This window comes from uncultured Devosia sp., from assembly GCF_964244875.1.
Taxonomy (GTDB): Bacteria; Pseudomonadota; Alphaproteobacteria; order Rhizobiales; family Devosiaceae; genus Devosia.
On the sequence record NZ_CAXTKA010000015.1, the window covers coordinates 65,348 to 81,871 of the forward strand.

Here is a 16,524-nt window from a genome sequence, read left to right on the forward strand (position 1 = left end):
CATGATCGAGGCGTCGCCGTCATCGCGCCTCGATACGAGCGAAGGGCTCGACTGGCATCTGGAGCAATTGGTCAAGCTCGACCTAAGGCTTGCGCCTGTCTGGCAACAGGCGGGTACGCCGGCGCCCCGCATAAACCCTCCCGGTTTTGCCGGCATCGCCAAGATCGTGTGCGGACAGCAATTGTCGGTGGCCAGCGCCAGGGCGATCTGGAGCCGGTTCGAACTCTTGCCGGGGGCGCTGAAGCCCTTGAGCTATCTTTGGCTCGACGAGACCCAGGTGCGCGCAAGCGGGTTCTCGCTTGGCAAATATCGCACCTTGCGGGTCATTGCCGAAGCGGTGGTGGCGGGAGAGCTCGATTTTGCGCATCTGGAAACGCTGACCGCCGAAGCGGCAACGGCGTACCTGGTGGCGCACAAGGGCATCGGGCCGTGGACCGCGCAGGTCTATCTGATGTTTTGCGCGCAGCATCCCGATGTGTTTCCGGCGGGCGATCTGGCGCTGCTCAAGGCAGTGCAAAGCGGGCTTGGGCTCGAGGCGCGGCCGAGCATCAAGGCGCTGGCAACGATCGCCGAGATGTGGTCGCCGCATCGCTCGGCGGCGGCGCTGTTGTTCTGGCGCCTGTTCGCCAGCCAAAGGCTGAAGGACGGGATCGTGCTCTGAGGCGATGTGGCTTTCGGCCGAAGCCGGACTCCAAGAAACGCGGCACGCTGGATTTCTTCGGCGTTGCAGGGCAGGGTGCAGCCGTATTCCAGCCAGGTTGTTTGCCATGATCCCCACGCTGTCCGGCCCCATGCTCGCACCGGCCTCCGGTGCTGCCCCCCGGCACCTGGTCGTGCTGCTGCACGGTTATGGCTCGAATGGGGACGATTTGATTTCGCTGGCGCCCGCCTGGCGGCCGGTATTGCCCGATGCCTTGTTCCTGTCGCCCAATGCGCATGAGCCGGTGCCGGGTTATCCCTCCGGCTACCAGTGGTTCGCGCCGGCGATGAGTGGGGACCGGATCGCGGCACGGCAGGTCGGGCTGCAAGCCGCCGCCCCCGTATTGGTGCATTTTCTTGAAGATCTATGGTCCCAGACCGGCCTTGGAGCGGGCGACACGATTCTTGCCGGGTTCAGCCAGGGGGCGATGATGGCGCTGCATGTGGGGTTGGCGCTGCCCGAGCCGCTACTGGGCGTCATCGCGTTTTCCGGCAGTTTTTTCGCGGCGGATAATTTTGGGACGACCGATCTTCCCAGACCGCCGGTCTGCATCGTGCATGGCGACATGGACCAGATGGTGGGGCCCGAGCTTGGCGCGGCAGCCAATGCGGCGCTGATCGCGGCAGATTACGATGTGCGCTATCACGTGTCGCGGGGCGTGGGGCACGGGATTGCGCCCGACGGGCTGAGTTTTGCCACCGATTTCATCGCTTCGCTCGCGGGGCGACCATAGCCTTCACAATCGTTGCGATGGCCGCTTCACAGGCCTGACACAAAGGGCTTAGTATAAGGGGGCTATGGACTTACTCGATTCCCGTTTCGGGAGCCTGACGTGACCATCCACGTGTCGCCGGAGGCCTGTCCCGCGCTTGTGTTGAACGCCGATTTCCGGCCGCTCAGCTATTACCCCTTATCGCTGTGGTCCTGGCAGGACGCAATCAAGGCGGTGTGCCTGGACCGGGTCAATATCGTGTCGCTCTACGATACGGTGATTCACTCACCGAGCTTCGAAATGCGGCTACCCAGCGTGGTGTCGCTCAAGGATTACGTGAAGCCGGCGCGGCACCCTGCGTTCACGCGTTTCAACGTGTTCCTGCGCGATCGGTTCGTGTGCCAATATTGCGGCGCCAAGGACGATCTGACGTTCGATCATGTCATTCCGCGTTCCAAGGGCGGCCGCACGACCTGGGAAAACGTGGTGGCCGCCTGTGCGCCATGCAATCTGCGCAAGGCCAACCGGATGCCTTGGGAAATCAAGATGTTTCCGCGCCAGGCGCCCTATCATCCCACCGTGCATGACCTGCACAATAACGGCCGCGCCTTCCCGCCCAACCATCTGCATCAGAGCTGGCTGGATTACCTGTATTGGGATATCGAGCTGGAAGAATAGGCGCTGCCGCATTCAAGCGCGGCGGCCGCCCTTGCGCGTTGCCTGCGCGGCGATGGATACCAGCAGCAGCAGCACACATCCGGCCATCACCAAGGCGTTGTAGCCGGCCAGGGAGATGCCGAAAAGGCGGAACTGCACCACGTCGCAGGGCACGACATGGGCGGAGTTCAGATCGTTCAGGGCATCGAAGCTGATGGCGGCGATGCCGCCGCCGGTACAGGCGGTCGGGCCGGGCCAGAAACCCCATTCGACGCCGGCATGGTAGGTGCCCATGAAGGTGCCCCAGGCAAAGATCGCCGTGACTGCGGCCATGGCGATATACCAGACCGGCAGCGGCAGGCGGTTCCAGGTGAGCAGGATCACGAGCAGGATCGGCAGGCCCCAGTAATAGGCCATGCGCTGCTCGAGGCAGAGCTCGCACGGCACCAGGCCCCCGAACAATTGCGAGCCCCAGGCGCCGGCAATGGCCAGCACGGCAAGCACGAAGGCAAGGCCGGCGGCCTGTTTATCGAGCGGGGCAAACAGGGAGCTGGCCATGAAACGATCCGGTGACGCTGAAGACAAGGGCTGGATAACCGTTGCGACGGGCAATATCCAGACCGCTACGGGGATGTGATAAATTCAGTCGCCGGGCAGATCGAGGCCCAGCGCCTGGCGCAGCGCAATGGCATTGGCGGGCGCATGGACTTTGTCCTCATGCACGAAATAGGCAAAGACATCGTGTCCCGCCTGGTCCCATTGGCGCAGCTGTCCGGCCCAGGCGACGATATCGGCTGGCGTGTAACCGGCGGCGTCGGCGCGCGCGGGGCCCTGGAGGCGGCAATAGGCGAAGTCGGCGGTCAGTGTGCGCGCCGGCTGCTCGATTGTGTCGGCGATGACCAGCGCGACATTGTGCGCCGCCAGCGCGTCGCGCACCGCGTCATTGTCGAAGCTCTTATGGCGTATCTCGATGGCGTGGCGGATGGGGCCGACGCCGTCGGCGGCCAGGAATGGCGGCGATTTCAGCCGGCTATCGGCCTTGCCTGCCAATGCCTGGTACTCATCGAGCGTTCGGGGAAGCAGATCGAGGAAGGCGTTCAACACCGCGGGGTCATAGCTCAGATTGGGCGGCAATTGCCAGATGAACGGCCCGAGCCTCGTCCCGAGCGCCAGGGGCCCCGACGCGAAGAAGTTCGCCAGCTCGATCTCGCAGCTCCTAAGCCGCTTGATATGGGTGACCAATTGCGGGCCCTTGATGGCGAATACGAAATCATCAGGCGTTTCGCCCGCCCATCTGCCAAAACTTTCAGGCTTCTGATTGGCGCGAAAGGTGGCATTGATCTCGATGCTGCCAAGCTGGGAACTGGCAAAAGCCAGTTCCTTTTTTTGCACCAGTCCTGCAGGATAAAACACGCCGCGCCAAGGCTCGAACACCCATCCGGCTATTCCCGTCCTGATCGTCATCGCGTGGTCCCCCATCGTGCGCAGACTACGGCAGGATCGTCCGCTGGCGAAATGAAAAACCGGCCGCTGCGACGGGATGCAGCGGCCGCGTGGAGGCTAGAACTTGTAGTTGACGCCCCCGCGAATGACGCTGAAGCGTTGGCTGGCATCGATACTGCCGCCGGGGGCGGTGGTGTAGGTCTGGCTGCCCAGGTCGACGTAGAGATATTCCGCCTTGAGGGTGATGTTGTCGGTGGCGGCGGCTTCGAGGCCCGCGCCGACGGTCCAGCCGAAATGGGTGTTGGTCTGGGAGGTCACGACATCGGCCGGGTTAGTCAGGCTGACGGTGCTGCGGCCATAGGCGAAGCCGGCGGTGACGTAGGGCATGACCCGGTCGAACGCCATGCCGGCGCGGCCGCGCACCGTGCCGAAGCCATCAACGCTGGCCTTGAGCCTGCCGAGGGCACCAAGATTGGCGTCATAGGCGATGGAGGACCACTGCAGGTCCGCTTCACCACCGAGCACGAAGCCGCCCATGTCGACATTGTAGCCGACCTGCCCGCCCAGGCTCGCACCATCGGTATTGGTCTTGGTGGCGACGCCACCACCGGCCGGCTTGCGGCTGAGAGTGCCGAAGCCGTAACCGCCGTTGACGCCGGCGTAGAACCCCGACCACTGGAATGCCGAGGTCTGGGCAAACATCGGAGCGGCGCCGCTGTTGTCGGTCCAGCCGAAATCGGCGGCGTGAGCGGTGGCGGTCAGCAGGACCGTGCCGGCCAGGGCCAGAATGAGTTTGCGCATCATGATTACCTCGTCGTGTCTTTCGGCGCCAAAATGCAACGCGAAAGTTAACTGGCGGGTAACGGATAGGGTTAATTGCACACCCGTGCGATCACAATGATCTGGCGATTGGTAAACGCCGCCGATCATGGGGGAAGAGCTGCGATGCATGATTGAATGGTGCCCCCCGCCGGACTCGAACCGGCACGTCTTGCGACGGAGGATTTTGAGTCCTCTGCGTCTACCATTCCGCCAGAGGGGCACAGGCGTTGCATAGCGCAGGCGCGAGCGCGCCGCAACCGGGGCAATGGGTGGCAGTGGGCAGAATTTAACCGGTCAGACCGGGCCCGGCGCGTTGTCGAGCCCCTGGCGGTCGCGCAGCGTGTCCGGTTCGTAGGGCGCGGCATCGGGATCGAAAAAGCGCCAGCCTTCGTCCTCGTAATGGCGGCGGCGTTCGGCGAGATCGACCTGGTTGGAGCCGGCAAAGATCGCCGCGATGGCGTCTTGCCGGCTGGCATCGCTGCGCACGGAAACGACGCTGCCGCCGCGCCGCACCGCCTCGGCAAGAACATGGGCGTCCTGCTCATGAATACCCGAGCCGGTCAGGCCGCCGATAATGCCCCCGGTAGCGCCGCCGAACGCCGCGCCGGCAACGGCACCAAGGGCGGTGGAGACCAGCCACCCCGCGGCAATGACCGGGCCAAGCCCGGGTATGGCCAAGACGCCGATGCCGGCCAGAAGGCATCGGCCCCGCCGAGCACGGCGCCGATGCCGGCACCGGTTCCTGCGCCCTGGACGGACACGGTGTCGTTTGCGGCGGGGCCGCCAACTTGATCGGCAGAGGTGCTGACCACGAGGGAAATGTCGTCGCTGGCAAAGCCGGCACTCTCGAGTTGGCGCACGGCCGCCGCCGCATCGGCATAGACATCGAACAGGGCGGTGAAACTTATCATAGTCTTGCTCCAGGCGGCGCCGGCGCCGAGGGGTCAGGCGAGAACGATCAGCGTGCGGCGATGTTCCGTCAAGCGCCCAGCGCCATGCGGGCCAGGAACACGGCCAATACCCCGGCGGCCATGGTGACGAAAAGATTGCGCGTCAGCAGAAAGACCAGCGTGGTGACTGCGGCGGCGAGAGCTTCAGCAGCATTGCCGGTGGCAATGGCCGGGGCGACCAAGGATGCGAGCACCGCACCGGGAATATGGCGCAGCCAGGCGGCGATGAAGCCGGTCTGGGGCAGGCGGTTGGCCAGCAGCAAGCCGCTGGCCTTGACGGCCAGGGTGACCAGCAGCATGCCCGCGATGGTGACGAGGGCTTCAGGACTGGCGAGCATGCCGGCTCCGAGTTTCCGCTATTGCACCAACAAGGCTGCCGGCAATGCCGCCCACCAGGATGTACCAACTGCCGGGGATCAGCCGGGCGCTGACGACGGCGACGAGCGCGGCAGCCAGCCAGGGCAGGAGATCGGCCTTGCCCTTCCACATGCCGAGCAGCAAAGCCAGGAAGGTGGCAGTAAAGGCGAAATCGAAACCATAGCGGGTTGGATCGTCGATGACGGAGCCGATCAGGCGTCCAGCAATCGTCGAGGCCATCCAGAAGCACCATACGGTGGTGCCGCCGCCGACCATGAAGGCGATGCTGCCGCGACCCCTGGCCATTGCTGCAACGGTCATGGCCCAGTTTTCATCGCTGAGCCACCACATGGCGAGGGCGCTGCGTTTTTCGGTGCCGGGGTGCACCAGCGGGCGCAGTGTTGCAGTCAGCAGCAGGTAACGCAGATTGACGATCAGCGTGGCCAGGACGATGGGACCGATCGGCAGGGTGGAGGGCGTCGCGGTCCAGAGATCAAGGGCGACAAACTGGGCGGAGCCGGCAAACACCAGGCCACTCATCAGCACGACTTCCAAAAGGCTCAGGCCGGCCTGGCGGGCCAGCACGCCCCAGACCAGGCCATAGGCAGCAACGGAAATGGCCACGGCAATGCAGGCGCGAGCGCCGGCCAGGTAGGCGGTCGACGACCAAGGCGATGGTGAGGCAGCCGTTTGCATGCCTTGTCCCTAGCGGTTGCGGCGGTGTGGCGCACGGGAAAAACGTCGTCCAGGCATGATAATTGGTGCAACGATTGGTGCTAGGTGAGGACGTGTTGACGCCATCGGGGAGCGAGGCGTAGAGAGGCGCTGCTTGCCTGGGACGAGCAGATAGCGGCCTGGCAATGTGAACGGGTTCGCCAGCAAGGCGTTGCTGTAACGTGCGACTGCACGGTTGGGCATGTCCGCAAGCCGGGATGGTGCAACGCGGCGCAGGCGCGTGAGTTCGAGATTTTCCGGAGCGGTCGCATGAATTCCCCATCCAGGCCATTGTGGCAGCGGTTCCTCGTGTTCCTCGTGCCGCTGATGGCCGCCAATATCCTGCAGTCGCTGTCGGGCACGCTGAACAATATCTATATCGGCCAATTGCTGGGCGTAGACGCGCTGGCAGCGGTTTCGGTGTTCTTTCCGATCATGATCTTTCTGATTTCGTTCGTGATCGGGCTGTCGTCGGGCGCCACGGTGCTGATCGGACAGGCCTGGGGGGCGCGCAATGTCGACAAGGTCAAGGAAGTGGCGGGGACAACGTTCACGGCAACGTTCCTGCTGGGCCTGGTGGTCGCTTTGATCGGCATTTTCTTTACCGGCGACCTGATGCAACTGCTCGGCGCGCCGGCCAATATTGTGGCCAATGCCACCAATTATGGCCGCGTGCTGCTGATCGGCATGCCGGGCCTGTTCATCTTCCTGATGGCGACGTCGGTGTTGCGCGGCGTGGGCGATACGGTGACGCCGCTGGTGTCGCTGATCATTTCGCTGCTGGTGGGCCTGGTGGTCACCCCGGCGCTGATCCTGGGCTGGTTCGGCCTGCCCCGGATCGGCATCATGGCGGCGGCAGTCGCAACCATTGCCGGTTTCAGTTCGGTGCTGATCTTCCTGTTCTTCTACATGCGGGCCCGCAAGCATCCGCTGGCGCCCGACCGGGTGCTGCTGGGCTATCTGCGGCTCAATCCGGGCCTGTTCTGGATGGTGCTCAAACTGGGCGTGCCCGCCGGCGTGCAGATGGTGGTGTCATCGATTTCGGCCATTGTCATCGTGGGGCTGATCAACCGGTTCGGATCGGACGCGACGGCGGCCTATGGCGCGGTCAACCAGGTGATGAGCTATGTGCAGTTTCCCGCCATGTCGATTTCGATTGCGGCGTCGATCTTTGCCGCGCAGGCGATCGGGGCCGGCCAGATCGATCAGTTGCGGGCGATCACGCGAACCGGGTTGGTGATGAGCCTGGTGATCACCGGATCGCTGGTTTTGATCGCCTATCTGTTTTCCGAACGGCTGGTGGCGCTGTTCATCACCGATCCGGCGGTGATCGCGCTCACCGAAGGGCTGTTGCATGTGGTGCTATGGAGTGTGGTTCTATTCGGGCTCAGCGCAGTGTTTTCAGGCATCATGCGCGCGTCCGGTACGGTGTTTGCGCCGATGCTGCTGTCGTTGGGATGCATCGTGTTCGTCGAACTGCCCGGCGCCATCGTGCTGAGTCAAACCAGCCTCGGACTGCACGGCATCTGGTGGGCCTATGCCGCCAGCTTCAGCTGCATGCTGGTGCTGCAGAGCGCCTGGTATCGGTTCGTCTGGCGCAAAAAGAAGATCACGGCGCTGATCTGAGCCGGCTCAACCGCGGGCGTAGGCGATCTTGCGAGGGGTTTCGGCGGTAACGGCGCTCTGGCGGGCATCGTAGATGGTGCGGGCATCGATAATGGTCGCGTGATGCTGCGCCGACCAGTCCCAAAGTTCACTGATCGGTCCGGTCAAGGTCTTGCCCAGTTCAGTCAGGCCATATTCCACGCGAGGCGGCACTTCGGGATAGATGGTGCGGGTGACCAGGCCATCGCGCTCGAGATTGCGCAGGGTCAAAGTCAGCATGCGCTGGGACACGCCATTGATCGAGCGCTTGAGCTCGTTGAAGCGGATGGTGCCGCTATAGGACAGGATGCCGACCACCATGACGCTCCACTTGTCGCCGATGCGATTGAGGACATCGGACATGGCGGAGCAATTGGCCGATTTGCTGGTGTCAGTCAGAGACATTGATGTGCCTGCTTGTGCGGGTAACCTGGGCATCAATATAGCCATAGTTCCTATTCGTGCCTAGAGGCGCGAAAGGCCAAACGAACAATGGGGTGATCGCATGGCTGACGTGACGAGTGGAACCGCCAATCGCAGCGGCTGGACTATCGGACTTTGGGTGGCGCAAGCGGTTCTGGCCGCTTTTTACAGCTTTGCAGGATTCGCCAAACTCAGCAAACCGATGGCCGAGCTGGCGGCGATGGGCATGAACTATGCGGTCGACTACCCCGAATTGTTGACCCGCTTCATCGGGACCATGGAAGTCCTGGGTGCGCTCGGCCTGCTGCTGCCGGCGTTCACGCGCATCCTGCCGCGGCAGACGCCACTGGCTGCCTTGGGCTTCAGCGTGCTGCAGGTGCTCGCCATCGGGCTGCATGCCATGCGCGGCGAGACCGGGCAGACCTTGCCGATCAATCTGGTGCTGCTCGCACTGTCCCTGTTCGTGGTGTGGGGCCGCATGAGCAAGGCGCCGATCGCGCCGCGCTAGGCACGCCGGTTCACGGCATGGAGGCCGAGACGTCGTCGGGTTGTCATTTGGTGTCGACGGGCTTCAAAACCCTGTCAGTCCGGTTTGAGCACATTGAGATTGGCGACGCCCGCTGTTAAGAGAAGGCCGATTTCCGCAATGGTCCGGAGCCTGATCCTCGTGCAGCATGCCCGACAATTTGGTGTTTTAGCCTTCGCTGTACTTTTGAGTTTTGCCGGTTTGGGCGGCCTTGCGCGCGCCAATCCGATGCTGCTGGTGGACATGGACACGCTCGAGGTCCTGTCCGCCGAAGATGCGGGCCTGCCCTGGCATCCGGCATCGCTGACCAAGCTGATGACCGCTTATGTGACGTTCGAGGAAATTGCCAAGGGCACGGTGAGCCTCGACACCCCGGTGGTGCTGTCCCGGCACGCCATCAACCAGGCGCCGAGCAAATCGGGCCTGCCGGTGGACAGTGCACTCTCGATGCAGGATGCGCTTTACGTCATGCTGGTCAAATCGGCGAACGACGTGGCCATGGGCATTGCCGAAACGGTGGGCGGCAGCGAGGCGGGCTTCGTGGCCAAGATGAACGACGCGGCCAGCCGCATGGGGCTGACGGCAAGCCATTTCGCCAATCCCAATGGATTGGACGATCCAGAACAGCGCATGTCGGCACGCGATCTGGCGGTGCTGGCGCTCTATATCCGCAAGAGTTTTCCCCAATACGATCCGATCTTTGGCACCGAGGCGGTGCAATTGGGCGGCAAGCGGCTGGAATCGGAAAACCAGTTGCTGACCAAATTTGCCGGCACCACCGGTATGAAGACCGGGTTCATCTGCGCGTCAGGGCTCAACATGGTGGCTACGGTAGAGCGCAATGGGCGGCGCCTTTTGGCCGTGGTGCTGGGTGCGTCATCGGGACGGGACCGCAATGAGCGGGCGGCCGAGCTGATGCTGCGGGGCTTTTCCGGCTCGGCCGGTGGCACCGGGCAATCCGTATTGGGGCTGGCGAACAGTCCGGGCGTGGCGCCGGTCAATATGCGCCCGCAGATTTGCGGCAAGCAGGCGGCCGCCTATGTCAAAGCGCAGGAAGCGGCATTCCCGATGGGGCTCAAGGGGCAGCCGAGCTATCTCAATGATGTCGTTGCGGCCGCAACGTATATGGCGACCGATCTGGGCCGCATCCGCGCCAATATCGCGCTGCCCCGGCCACGGCCGATGCACCTGCCGGCGTTTCCTGCAGTGGCCGGGGCGGCGGAGTTGCGGCCGGGACTGTCGGTGGCGGTCGATGACGGTGTGCCGTTTCCGCGCCCGCGTCCCAGTTTTTCCAACTAGATTTGCCTGCTGCGGTCGGCGCCGGGCGTCAGCCCTTGGTGATGGTGAACTGCATGGCATCGCCCTGAAGCTCAAAAACGCAAGGGTGGCCGTGTTGGCGGCAATAGAGCGGAATATCGATCCGGGCGATCGGGTCGGTGGCAAGGACGGCCAAGACGGCGCCGGGAGGCAGACCCTCCAGGCGCTTTTCCATTTTGAGCACTGGCAGCGGGCATTTAAGCCCGCGAGCGTCGAGCGTCTCAGTTGCCAAGAACCAGGACCCAATAGACGCCGTAACTGGAGCTGGCATTGAAGGCGACGGCAACGCCGGCCTTGGCGGCGTTGGCCGTCATCCCGGCGGCATCGGCCGGATTGTTGCGCCAGCCGGAAAAGGTTTCGGCAAAGCTGGCATAGCCGGCGCTCAGTTTCATGGTCAGCCCGGCGGGGGTCTTGGGCGCAATGCCGGTTGCCGCATATTGGTTGACCAGCGCCTGGGCGGTGCCGTCGAGGCCCGTATCGGGGGTCAATGCCGCAATGCCTCTCGTGGCGCGGTACGAATTGACGATGCCGATAGCCTGGGCGCGGTCGAGGCTGGCATTGGGCTGGTCCATCCGTGCCGAAAGGCCGGGCGCCAAAGCGATGCTGGTGGCGGCGCCGCCCCCGCCCATGCTGCAGGCGGCAAGCGCTGCGCCAAGTGCAATAGCAAGAACGGGCGCAACGGCCCATCTGGAGAACGACAAAACGGGCACGGGCAAATCCTTCGGGCTGTAAACGGGTGTTGTGGTGACCGGCCGGACCTAGCCATCAATCGTGGCCGCGACAGGGCACAGGGCCAAGCCCAAGCAATACGCCGCAAAGCCTTGCCCGAAGGTAACCAGAATAGCTTTTTGATGCTGGCCCGGAGAAATACGCCGCTCGGGGTGGTGATCTCGGCGGGATTCGAACCCACGACCCCAGGATTAGGAATCCTGTGCTCTATCCTGCTGAGCTACGAGACCACGCGCGGAACTTAGACAAACCCGGCCCCGGAATAAAGCCATTTTGCGTATAGCCCGCTCGGGCGGGCACAGCGGATGCGATAAAGTGGCAACACATCGGGGCAAATGCCGATAGCCAGGTTTTGCCCGCCATGTTGTCACCTCGGTAATCATTTTTTGCCTTATTTGGGTGCATGGTGAACGAACTGTTTTCGGGGCCTTCATTGATCAAATCCAGCATCGCTCGACTGGCCGCACTCGCGGCGCTGTCGGTTTCGCCGGTGGCGCTCGGCTGCACGGACTTGCGGGCAGCCCCTGGCGGCATCGTGGTGCAGGTCACCGATGGCGACACCGTCGTGCTCGACAGTGGCCTCGTCGTGCGGATGATCGGCACGCAGGCGCCCAAACTGCCTTTGGGACGCGAGGGTTTTCCCACCTGGCCCAAGGCGGACGAGGCCAAGCGCCTGCTTGAAGCCATGGTGCTCAACCAGCCGGTGCGGCTGGGCTATGGCGGGGAGGAAGTCGACCGCTATGAGCGGGCGCTGGCCCATGTGTTCGTTGCGGGCGCCGACGGCGAGATTTGGGCGCAGCAGGCCATGGTCGCGGCGGGTATGGCGCGGGTCTATTCCTTTCCCGACAATCGCAAATGCCTGGATCAATTGTATGCGGCCGAGGGGCGCGCCCGCATGGCCGGGCTTGGCATCTGGAGCGATCCCTATTACAGGGTGCTGGCGGCGGACCGACCGGGCGATGTGCTGGAGCGGGCCGGACATTATGAACTGGTGGAAGGGCGCGTGCTGCTGGCCGACGCGGCGAGCGGGCGGGTGTATCTCAATTTTGGCCGGTTCTGGAAAGAGGACTTCACTGCGGTGATCGAAGCGCCTGCAATCCGGCTGTTTGCCGAGGCGGGCATGGATCCGCTGACGCTCGAGGGAGCGTTGGTGCGGGTCCGGGGATGGGTGGACGACCGGGATGGTCCGCGCATCGAAGTGACCCATCCCGAACAGATCGAGGTTCTGGCCACACGATGACTCTTCTTGGTGGCATCCGCAGCGGATTGCGCAACGGGGTGGTGGCGGTATCGCTTATTGCGTTGAGCGCCTGCACGACCCTGACCAGCACCGGCATCGCGGTGACCCAGACCGGGGACAATCCGGCCCCCACCGTGGTGCCAGAGGGCACCGAGCCGGACGATGTCGTGATCGGTCGGCGCGAGCATCCGCGCATCATCGCGGCCTATGGCGGGGTCTATTCGGACCGGCCGGCCGAGATCATGGTGGCGCGAATCGTGGGGCGCCTGCTGGCGGCAGCCGACCAGCCCAATGCGCAGTTCCAGGTCACGATCCTCGACAGTGCCGAGGTCAATGCCTTCGCCTTGCCGGGCGGCTATATCTATGTGACGCGCGGCATTCTGGCGCTGGCGTCCGACACCAGCGAACTGGCGGCGGTGCTGGCCCATGAAATTGCCCATGTGACGCTGCGCCATGCCAGGGCGCGGACCAATCGAACGCGCACTACGGCCATCGTCGACCGGGTGATCAGCGGCGTGTTCGGGGGCGAAGCAGGCGCCGAAGCGGCGGCCGATCGCTCGCGGCAGTCGCTGGCGGCGTTCAGCCAGAACCAGGAGCTGGAAGCGGATCGCGAGGGCATCAGGTTCACCGGCAAGGCGGGGTACGACCCGCATGCCGCGGCGCGGTTCCTGGGCGTCATGAGCCGGTTCGCCACGTTCTCGGCGGGCACGAGCCAGGGCGAGGGCTTCCTGTCCTCGCATCCCTCGACGCCCGACCGGATCCAGAAGGCGGTGCAGGTGGCGACGCAGATGTTCGGGGCGGGCGGCGCGGGGGAGATCGACCGCGAGGGGTATCTCGCCAGCATTTCGGGTATCACCTTTGGCGACAGCGTGGCGCAGGGCTCGATCGTGGGGCGGCAGTTCATCCACAGTGCCAGCAAGTTCACCTTTTCGGTGCCGCAGGGCTATACGCTGCAAAATTCGCAAAGTGCGGTGGTCGGCGTGGCGGGCGACGGCGAGGCGGTGCGGTTCGACAGCGCCGAGGTGGCGAGCAGCGTGGGGCTGGCCGATTATCTGAAATCGGGCTGGATCGCCGGGCTCAAGGCGGACAGCGTCACCACGCAGACCTTCAACGGCGTCGAGATGGCCTCGGGCATGGCGCAGACGGATCAGTGGTTCTTCCGGGTTTCGGTGATGCGGCTGGACGGGCAGGTCTATCGGTTCATCTTTGCCGCCAAGGCCGACAGCGCGCGGTTTGCCGAGGGCGCCCTGGCGACGCTGAAAAGCTTCAGGCGGACCGATCCGACCGATCTGGCGCAAATCCGCAAGGTGGGCGTCAGGGTCGTGACCGCCAAGGCCGGCGACACCGCCGATGGGCTGGCGCGGCAGATGGCAGGGCTGAGCCGAGGGAGCGAATTGTTCTATATCATCAATGATTTGTTCCCGGGCGATCCGGTGGTCGCGGGGCAGAAGTACAAGATGGTAACGCTGCAGTAACGGCGTCAGGGCAGGCTGTCGGCCGCTGCGGAGAAGACTGCCGCCGCGCTGCCGGTGCCGCTGGCATAAAGCTGCTCGATGCTGGTTCCCATCAAGGCAAAGGTGGAGATCAGCGCCACGACGAGCAGGGCGGCGATCAGGCCATATTCGATGGCCGTGGCCCCGGCTTCCTCGGTCACGAATCGTGCAATCGGCGCATCTGGCATGCTTACCCCCGGCCCCCGTCGGTTGGTCTTGCGTCACCCCTCGCCAAGCCTAGAGAAGATCGCACAGAGCGGCGATCAATGGCGCGTCGGCCGGCGGCATGGGATAGTCGCGCAGGGCCTGCGGGCGCACCCATTTGAGCGCGGTGTGTTCCCTGGCCTGGGGCTGACCTTGCCATTTCCGGCAGGCATAAAGTGGCATCAACAGGTGAAAGCTCTCGTAAGAGTGACTTGCGAAAGATACCGGAGCCAGACACGCGGTCTGGGTAGAAATACCCAGTTCCTCCTCCAGTTCGCGGATCAGCGCCGCTTCGGGGGACTCGCCGGGTTCGAGCTTGCCGCCGGGGAATTCCCAAAGGCCGGCCAAGGACTTGCCGGGCGGACGCTGGGCGATGAGCACGCGCCGGTCGGCATCGACCAGGGCACAGGCGACGACGAGCAGGATGGGGTTCTGGCTCATGGAGGACCGGGCACGCGATAGGCGTAGTCGTAGCGGTGCCGGTAGCCGAGCGACGCGTAGAGCGCCTTGGCGGCCGCGTTGCCGGCCTGGACATTGAGCGCTGCCGTATGCGCGCCCTGGGCTTTCGCCCAGGCCAGGCCGGTCTGCATCATGGCCGCAGCCAGGCCCTGACGGCGGCGGCCGGGGTCGGTGATGACATTGCCAGCAACGACGATGCCGTCGGCCACCGCCATCAGGCCCGTGGCGACCGGGGCGCCGTCGCGGTGGACCACGATGCCGGCCGCGGGCACGGCCATGGCCGCCAGCAAGGCCCTGAGGCGGGCAAGGGTGGCGTCATCGTAGCCGCGCAATCCTTGCTGGGCGGCCAGGAATTGGGGGTCCAGGACGGACGAAATGCGCCCCTGGGCGTCGGGTTCGGGCGCGCCGATCGGGGTCGCATAGAGGTGGCTGTGGTCGATGACGGTCCAGCCGTTCGCATCGAGCACGGCGTTGAGGGCTGGACTGTCGAGCGGGGTCGAGCGGACGACCGGCGGCAAGGCGCGCGCCCGGAACCATTCGACGGCGAGGTCCAGCCGCTGTCGAGCGTCGGCGCCGTCAACCGGATCGAAACACTGCAGGGAATTGGCGCGCTTGGTATAGCCGCCGGCGGCGCGGCGCACCCAGGCGCCATCCCATTCGACCTCGATGCCGGGCCAGGCCCTGAGCGCAGCAGTCTCGATATCGTGGGGGCTGGGATAGATCATCTCAGCTCCGATAATCGCCATTGATGGTGATGTAGCCATGGGTCAGATCGCAGGTATAGACGGTAGCGGCGCCAATGCCGAGGCCCAGGCTGACGGTCAGTTCAAGGTCCTGCCCCTTCATATAGGCGCTGGTGGCGGCCTCGTCATAGAGGGGGGCGCGTTCGCCGTCCCTGGCGACCAGCAGGTCGCCGAACCGGATTGCCAGCTTGTCGCGGTCGGCGGGCTCGCCGGCCTTGCCGACGGCCATGACGACGCGGCCCCAATTGGCGTCCTCGCCGGCAATGGCGGTCTTGACCAGGGGGCTATCGGCGATGGCCTTGGCGATGCGGAAGGCACTGGCATCGGAGGTGGCGCCTTCGACATGGATGGACACCTGCTTGGTGGCGCCTTCGCCATCGCGCACGACCTGGATGGCCAGATCGAACAGCACGTCGCGCAGCGCCTCGCCGAAGGTTTCGGCGCGGGGGTCGTCGATGTCGGCAAGGGGTGCGATGCCGGCGGCCTGGCCGGTGGCGAAGGCCAAAAGGGTATCGGAGGTCGAGGTGTCGCTATCGACGGTAATGGCGTTGAAGCTAGTCTGGACGTGGCGGGCGAGCAGCGCCTGCAGCACCGGGGCGGCGATGGGCATGTCGGTGAAGACGAAGGCGAGCATGGTGGCCATGTCGGGCGCGATCATGCCGCTGCCCTTGGCGATGCCGTTGATGCGCACCTCTGTCCCGTCAATGTCGACGGTGGCGGTGGCAAGCTTGGGAAAGGTGTCGGTGGTCATGATGGCCTTGGCGGGATCCATCCAGGAGGTGTCGCCAAGCCGGGTGGCCATCTGGTCGAGCACGCTGGCGAACTTGTTGGCATCGAGCGGTTCGCCGATGACGCCGGTGGAGGCGAGGAAGACTTCGGCCGGCGTGCAGCCGATGGCCTGGGCGGCGAGCTCGGCGGTCAGCTCGACCGATTTTTGTCCCTTGGCGCCGGTAAAGGCATTGGCATTGCCCGAATTGACGACGAGGGCGCGGGCCATGCCGCCACCGAGATTGGCCTTGCACCAGTCGACGGCGGCCGAAGGGCATTTGGAGCGGGTGACGACGCCGGCAACGCTGGTGCCGGGATCCAATGCCACCAGCAGCACATCGGTGCGGTTCTGGTACTTGATGCCGGCCTGAGCCGTGGCAAAGCGAACACCGGCTATGGTGGACAATTCCGGATAGGTCTTGGGGGCGAGGGGGGAAACCGGATGAGCCATGGTCGCAATCCTTGGTGGTGTCTGGATGGCGTCGATGTGCCTGAAAGACGAGGCGTTCGCAAGACGGGAGCGTGGACGTGCCGAGGCGCCGCGCGGTTGTGCCGGGCGGTTGAATGACAGTCAAACGGCATGCGGCGAGACGTGCCTCATGGGTTTGGTTTAGAGTGCGAGA

The 16,524-nt window shown here is 64.4% G+C and carries 20 protein-coding genes, 2 tRNA genes and 1 pseudogene; 8 read left to right on the forward strand and 15 right to left on the reverse strand.

The genetic code is table 11. The features are described 5' to 3' along the window. Position 1: 1 nt before the first annotated feature. The 3 genes from ACFE8X_RS15755 (at position 2) to ACFE8X_RS15765 (ending at position 2,090) form a co-directional block, all read left to right on the forward strand. Complete coding sequence (locus ACFE8X_RS15755; protein WP_375452448.1) at positions 2-661, forward strand: DNA-3-methyladenine glycosylase family protein; 660 nt, start codon at positions 2-4, stop codon at positions 659-661. A 106-nt stretch (positions 662-767) separates the two neighbouring features. After that, positions 768-1,433: an alpha/beta hydrolase gene (locus ACFE8X_RS15760; protein WP_375452449.1), complete on the forward strand. Its 666-nt coding sequence runs from the start codon at positions 768-770 to the stop codon at positions 1,431-1,433. 99 nt (positions 1,434-1,532) lie between these two features. Further along, positions 1,533-2,090: an HNH endonuclease gene (locus tag ACFE8X_RS15765; RefSeq protein ID WP_375452450.1), complete on the forward strand. Its 558-nt coding sequence runs from the start codon at positions 1,533-1,535 to the stop codon at positions 2,088-2,090. Between the two features lie 12 nt (positions 2,091-2,102). On the opposite strand, the gene ACFE8X_RS15770 is transcribed toward ACFE8X_RS15765, so the two are convergent. The 7 genes and pseudogenes from ACFE8X_RS15770 to ACFE8X_RS15800 form a co-directional block, all read right to left on the reverse strand. Beyond that, entirely contained in the window at positions 2,103-2,627 is a 525-nt protein-coding gene (locus tag ACFE8X_RS15770; protein WP_375452451.1) for a disulfide bond formation protein B, read from the reverse strand. A gap of 84 nt (positions 2,628-2,711) precedes the next feature. After that, on the reverse strand, positions 2,712-3,533 hold the full coding sequence (locus ACFE8X_RS15775) for a DUF72 domain-containing protein (protein WP_375452452.1): 822 nt from the start codon (positions 3,531-3,533) through the stop codon (positions 2,712-2,714). 96 nt (positions 3,534-3,629) lie between these two features. Next, positions 3,630-4,316 (reverse strand): outer membrane protein, encoded by a 687-nt coding sequence (locus tag ACFE8X_RS15780; RefSeq protein WP_375452453.1) that lies wholly within the window; start codon positions 4,314-4,316, stop codon positions 3,630-3,632. Between the two features lie 154 nt (positions 4,317-4,470). Next, positions 4,471-4,554, reverse strand: a tRNA-Leu gene (locus ACFE8X_RS15785). Positions 4,555-4,628: 74 nt separating this feature from the next. Then, positions 4,629-5,245 (reverse strand): annotated as a pseudogene (locus ACFE8X_RS15790) (hypothetical protein). A gap of 68 nt (positions 5,246-5,313) precedes the next feature. Further along, positions 5,314-5,622 (reverse strand): AzlD family protein, encoded by a 309-nt coding sequence (locus ACFE8X_RS15795; protein WP_375452454.1) that lies wholly within the window; start codon positions 5,620-5,622, stop codon positions 5,314-5,316. Then, positions 5,606-6,337: an AzlC family ABC transporter permease gene (locus tag ACFE8X_RS15800; protein ID WP_375452455.1), complete on the reverse strand. Its 732-nt coding sequence runs from the start codon at positions 6,335-6,337 to the stop codon at positions 5,606-5,608. Before ACFE8X_RS15800 ends, ACFE8X_RS15795 begins: the two co-directional genes overlap by 17 nt. Positions 6,338-6,625: 288 nt before the next feature. Between ACFE8X_RS15800 and ACFE8X_RS15805 the strand changes: the two genes are divergently transcribed. Next, positions 6,626-7,981 (forward strand): MATE family efflux transporter, encoded by a 1,356-nt coding sequence (locus ACFE8X_RS15805; RefSeq protein WP_375452456.1) that lies wholly within the window; start codon positions 6,626-6,628, stop codon positions 7,979-7,981. 6 nt (positions 7,982-7,987) lie between these two features. Here the strand turns inward: ACFE8X_RS15805 and ACFE8X_RS15810 are convergent, their stop codons facing one another. Further along, the gene (locus ACFE8X_RS15810) at positions 7,988-8,404 is read right to left on the reverse strand and encodes a winged helix-turn-helix transcriptional regulator (protein WP_375452457.1); all 417 of its coding nucleotides are present in this window, start codon (positions 8,402-8,404) and stop codon (positions 7,988-7,990) included. 100 nt (positions 8,405-8,504) lie between these two features. Between ACFE8X_RS15810 and ACFE8X_RS15815 the strand changes: the two genes are divergently transcribed. Both ACFE8X_RS15815 and ACFE8X_RS15820 read left to right on the forward strand, forming a co-directional pair. After that, the gene (locus ACFE8X_RS15815; RefSeq protein WP_375452458.1) at positions 8,505-8,930 is read left to right on the forward strand and encodes a DoxX family protein; all 426 of its coding nucleotides are present in this window, start codon (positions 8,505-8,507) and stop codon (positions 8,928-8,930) included. A 138-nt stretch (positions 8,931-9,068) separates the two neighbouring features. After that, complete coding sequence (locus ACFE8X_RS15820; RefSeq protein ID WP_375452459.1) at positions 9,069-10,247, forward strand: D-alanyl-D-alanine carboxypeptidase family protein; 1,179 nt, start codon at positions 9,069-9,071, stop codon at positions 10,245-10,247. A 28-nt stretch (positions 10,248-10,275) separates the two neighbouring features. Here the strand turns inward: ACFE8X_RS15820 and ACFE8X_RS15825 are convergent, their stop codons facing one another. The 3 genes from ACFE8X_RS15825 to ACFE8X_RS15835 all read right to left on the reverse strand — a co-directional run bounded on the left by ACFE8X_RS15825 (position 10,276) and on the right by ACFE8X_RS15835 (position 11,224). Next, a complete protein-coding gene (locus ACFE8X_RS15825) occupies positions 10,276-10,536 on the reverse strand; it encodes a sulfurtransferase TusA family protein (protein ID WP_375452460.1) in 261 nt (86 codons plus the stop codon). Further along, entirely contained in the window at positions 10,487-10,975 is a 489-nt protein-coding gene (locus ACFE8X_RS15830; protein ID WP_375452461.1) for a CAP domain-containing protein, read from the reverse strand. Before ACFE8X_RS15830 ends, ACFE8X_RS15825 begins: the two co-directional genes overlap by 50 nt. A gap of 172 nt (positions 10,976-11,147) precedes the next feature. Then, positions 11,148-11,224, reverse strand: a tRNA-Arg gene (locus ACFE8X_RS15835). Between the two features lie 203 nt (positions 11,225-11,427). On the opposite strand from ACFE8X_RS15835, the gene ACFE8X_RS15840 reads away from it, so the two are divergent. Next, positions 11,428-12,234: a thermonuclease family protein gene (locus ACFE8X_RS15840; protein ID WP_375452462.1), complete on the forward strand. Its 807-nt coding sequence runs from the start codon at positions 11,428-11,430 to the stop codon at positions 12,232-12,234. Further along, entirely contained in the window at positions 12,231-13,709 is a 1,479-nt protein-coding gene (locus ACFE8X_RS15845) for a M48 family metalloprotease (RefSeq protein ID WP_375452463.1), read from the forward strand. Before ACFE8X_RS15840 ends, ACFE8X_RS15845 begins: the two co-directional genes overlap by 4 nt. Before the next feature lie 5 nt (positions 13,710-13,714). On the opposite strand, the gene ACFE8X_RS15850 is transcribed toward ACFE8X_RS15845, so the two are convergent. Genes ACFE8X_RS15850 through argJ form a run of 4 tightly spaced genes read right to left on the reverse strand, consistent with a single transcriptional unit; the run spans position 13,715 to position 16,352 of the window. Continuing rightward, positions 13,715-13,915 carry a Flp family type IVb pilin gene (locus ACFE8X_RS15850; RefSeq protein ID WP_375452464.1) on the reverse strand — a complete coding sequence of 67 codons (201 nt, stop codon included), beginning with the start codon at positions 13,913-13,915 and terminating at the stop codon, positions 13,715-13,717. 49 nt (positions 13,916-13,964) lie between these two features. Beyond that, on the reverse strand, positions 13,965-14,372 hold the full coding sequence (locus ACFE8X_RS15855; protein WP_375452465.1) for a (deoxy)nucleoside triphosphate pyrophosphohydrolase: 408 nt from the start codon (positions 14,370-14,372) through the stop codon (positions 13,965-13,967). Further along, a complete protein-coding gene (locus ACFE8X_RS15860) occupies positions 14,369-15,115 on the reverse strand; it encodes a GNAT family N-acetyltransferase (protein WP_375452466.1) in 747 nt (248 codons plus the stop codon). The genes ACFE8X_RS15855 and ACFE8X_RS15860 overlap by 4 nt, the downstream gene beginning before the upstream one ends. Before the next feature lies 1 nt (position 15,116). Then, complete coding sequence (argJ, locus tag ACFE8X_RS15865; RefSeq protein ID WP_375452467.1) at positions 15,117-16,352, reverse strand: bifunctional glutamate N-acetyltransferase/amino-acid acetyltransferase ArgJ; 1,236 nt, start codon at positions 16,350-16,352, stop codon at positions 15,117-15,119. Positions 16,353-16,524 lie beyond the last annotated feature (172 nt).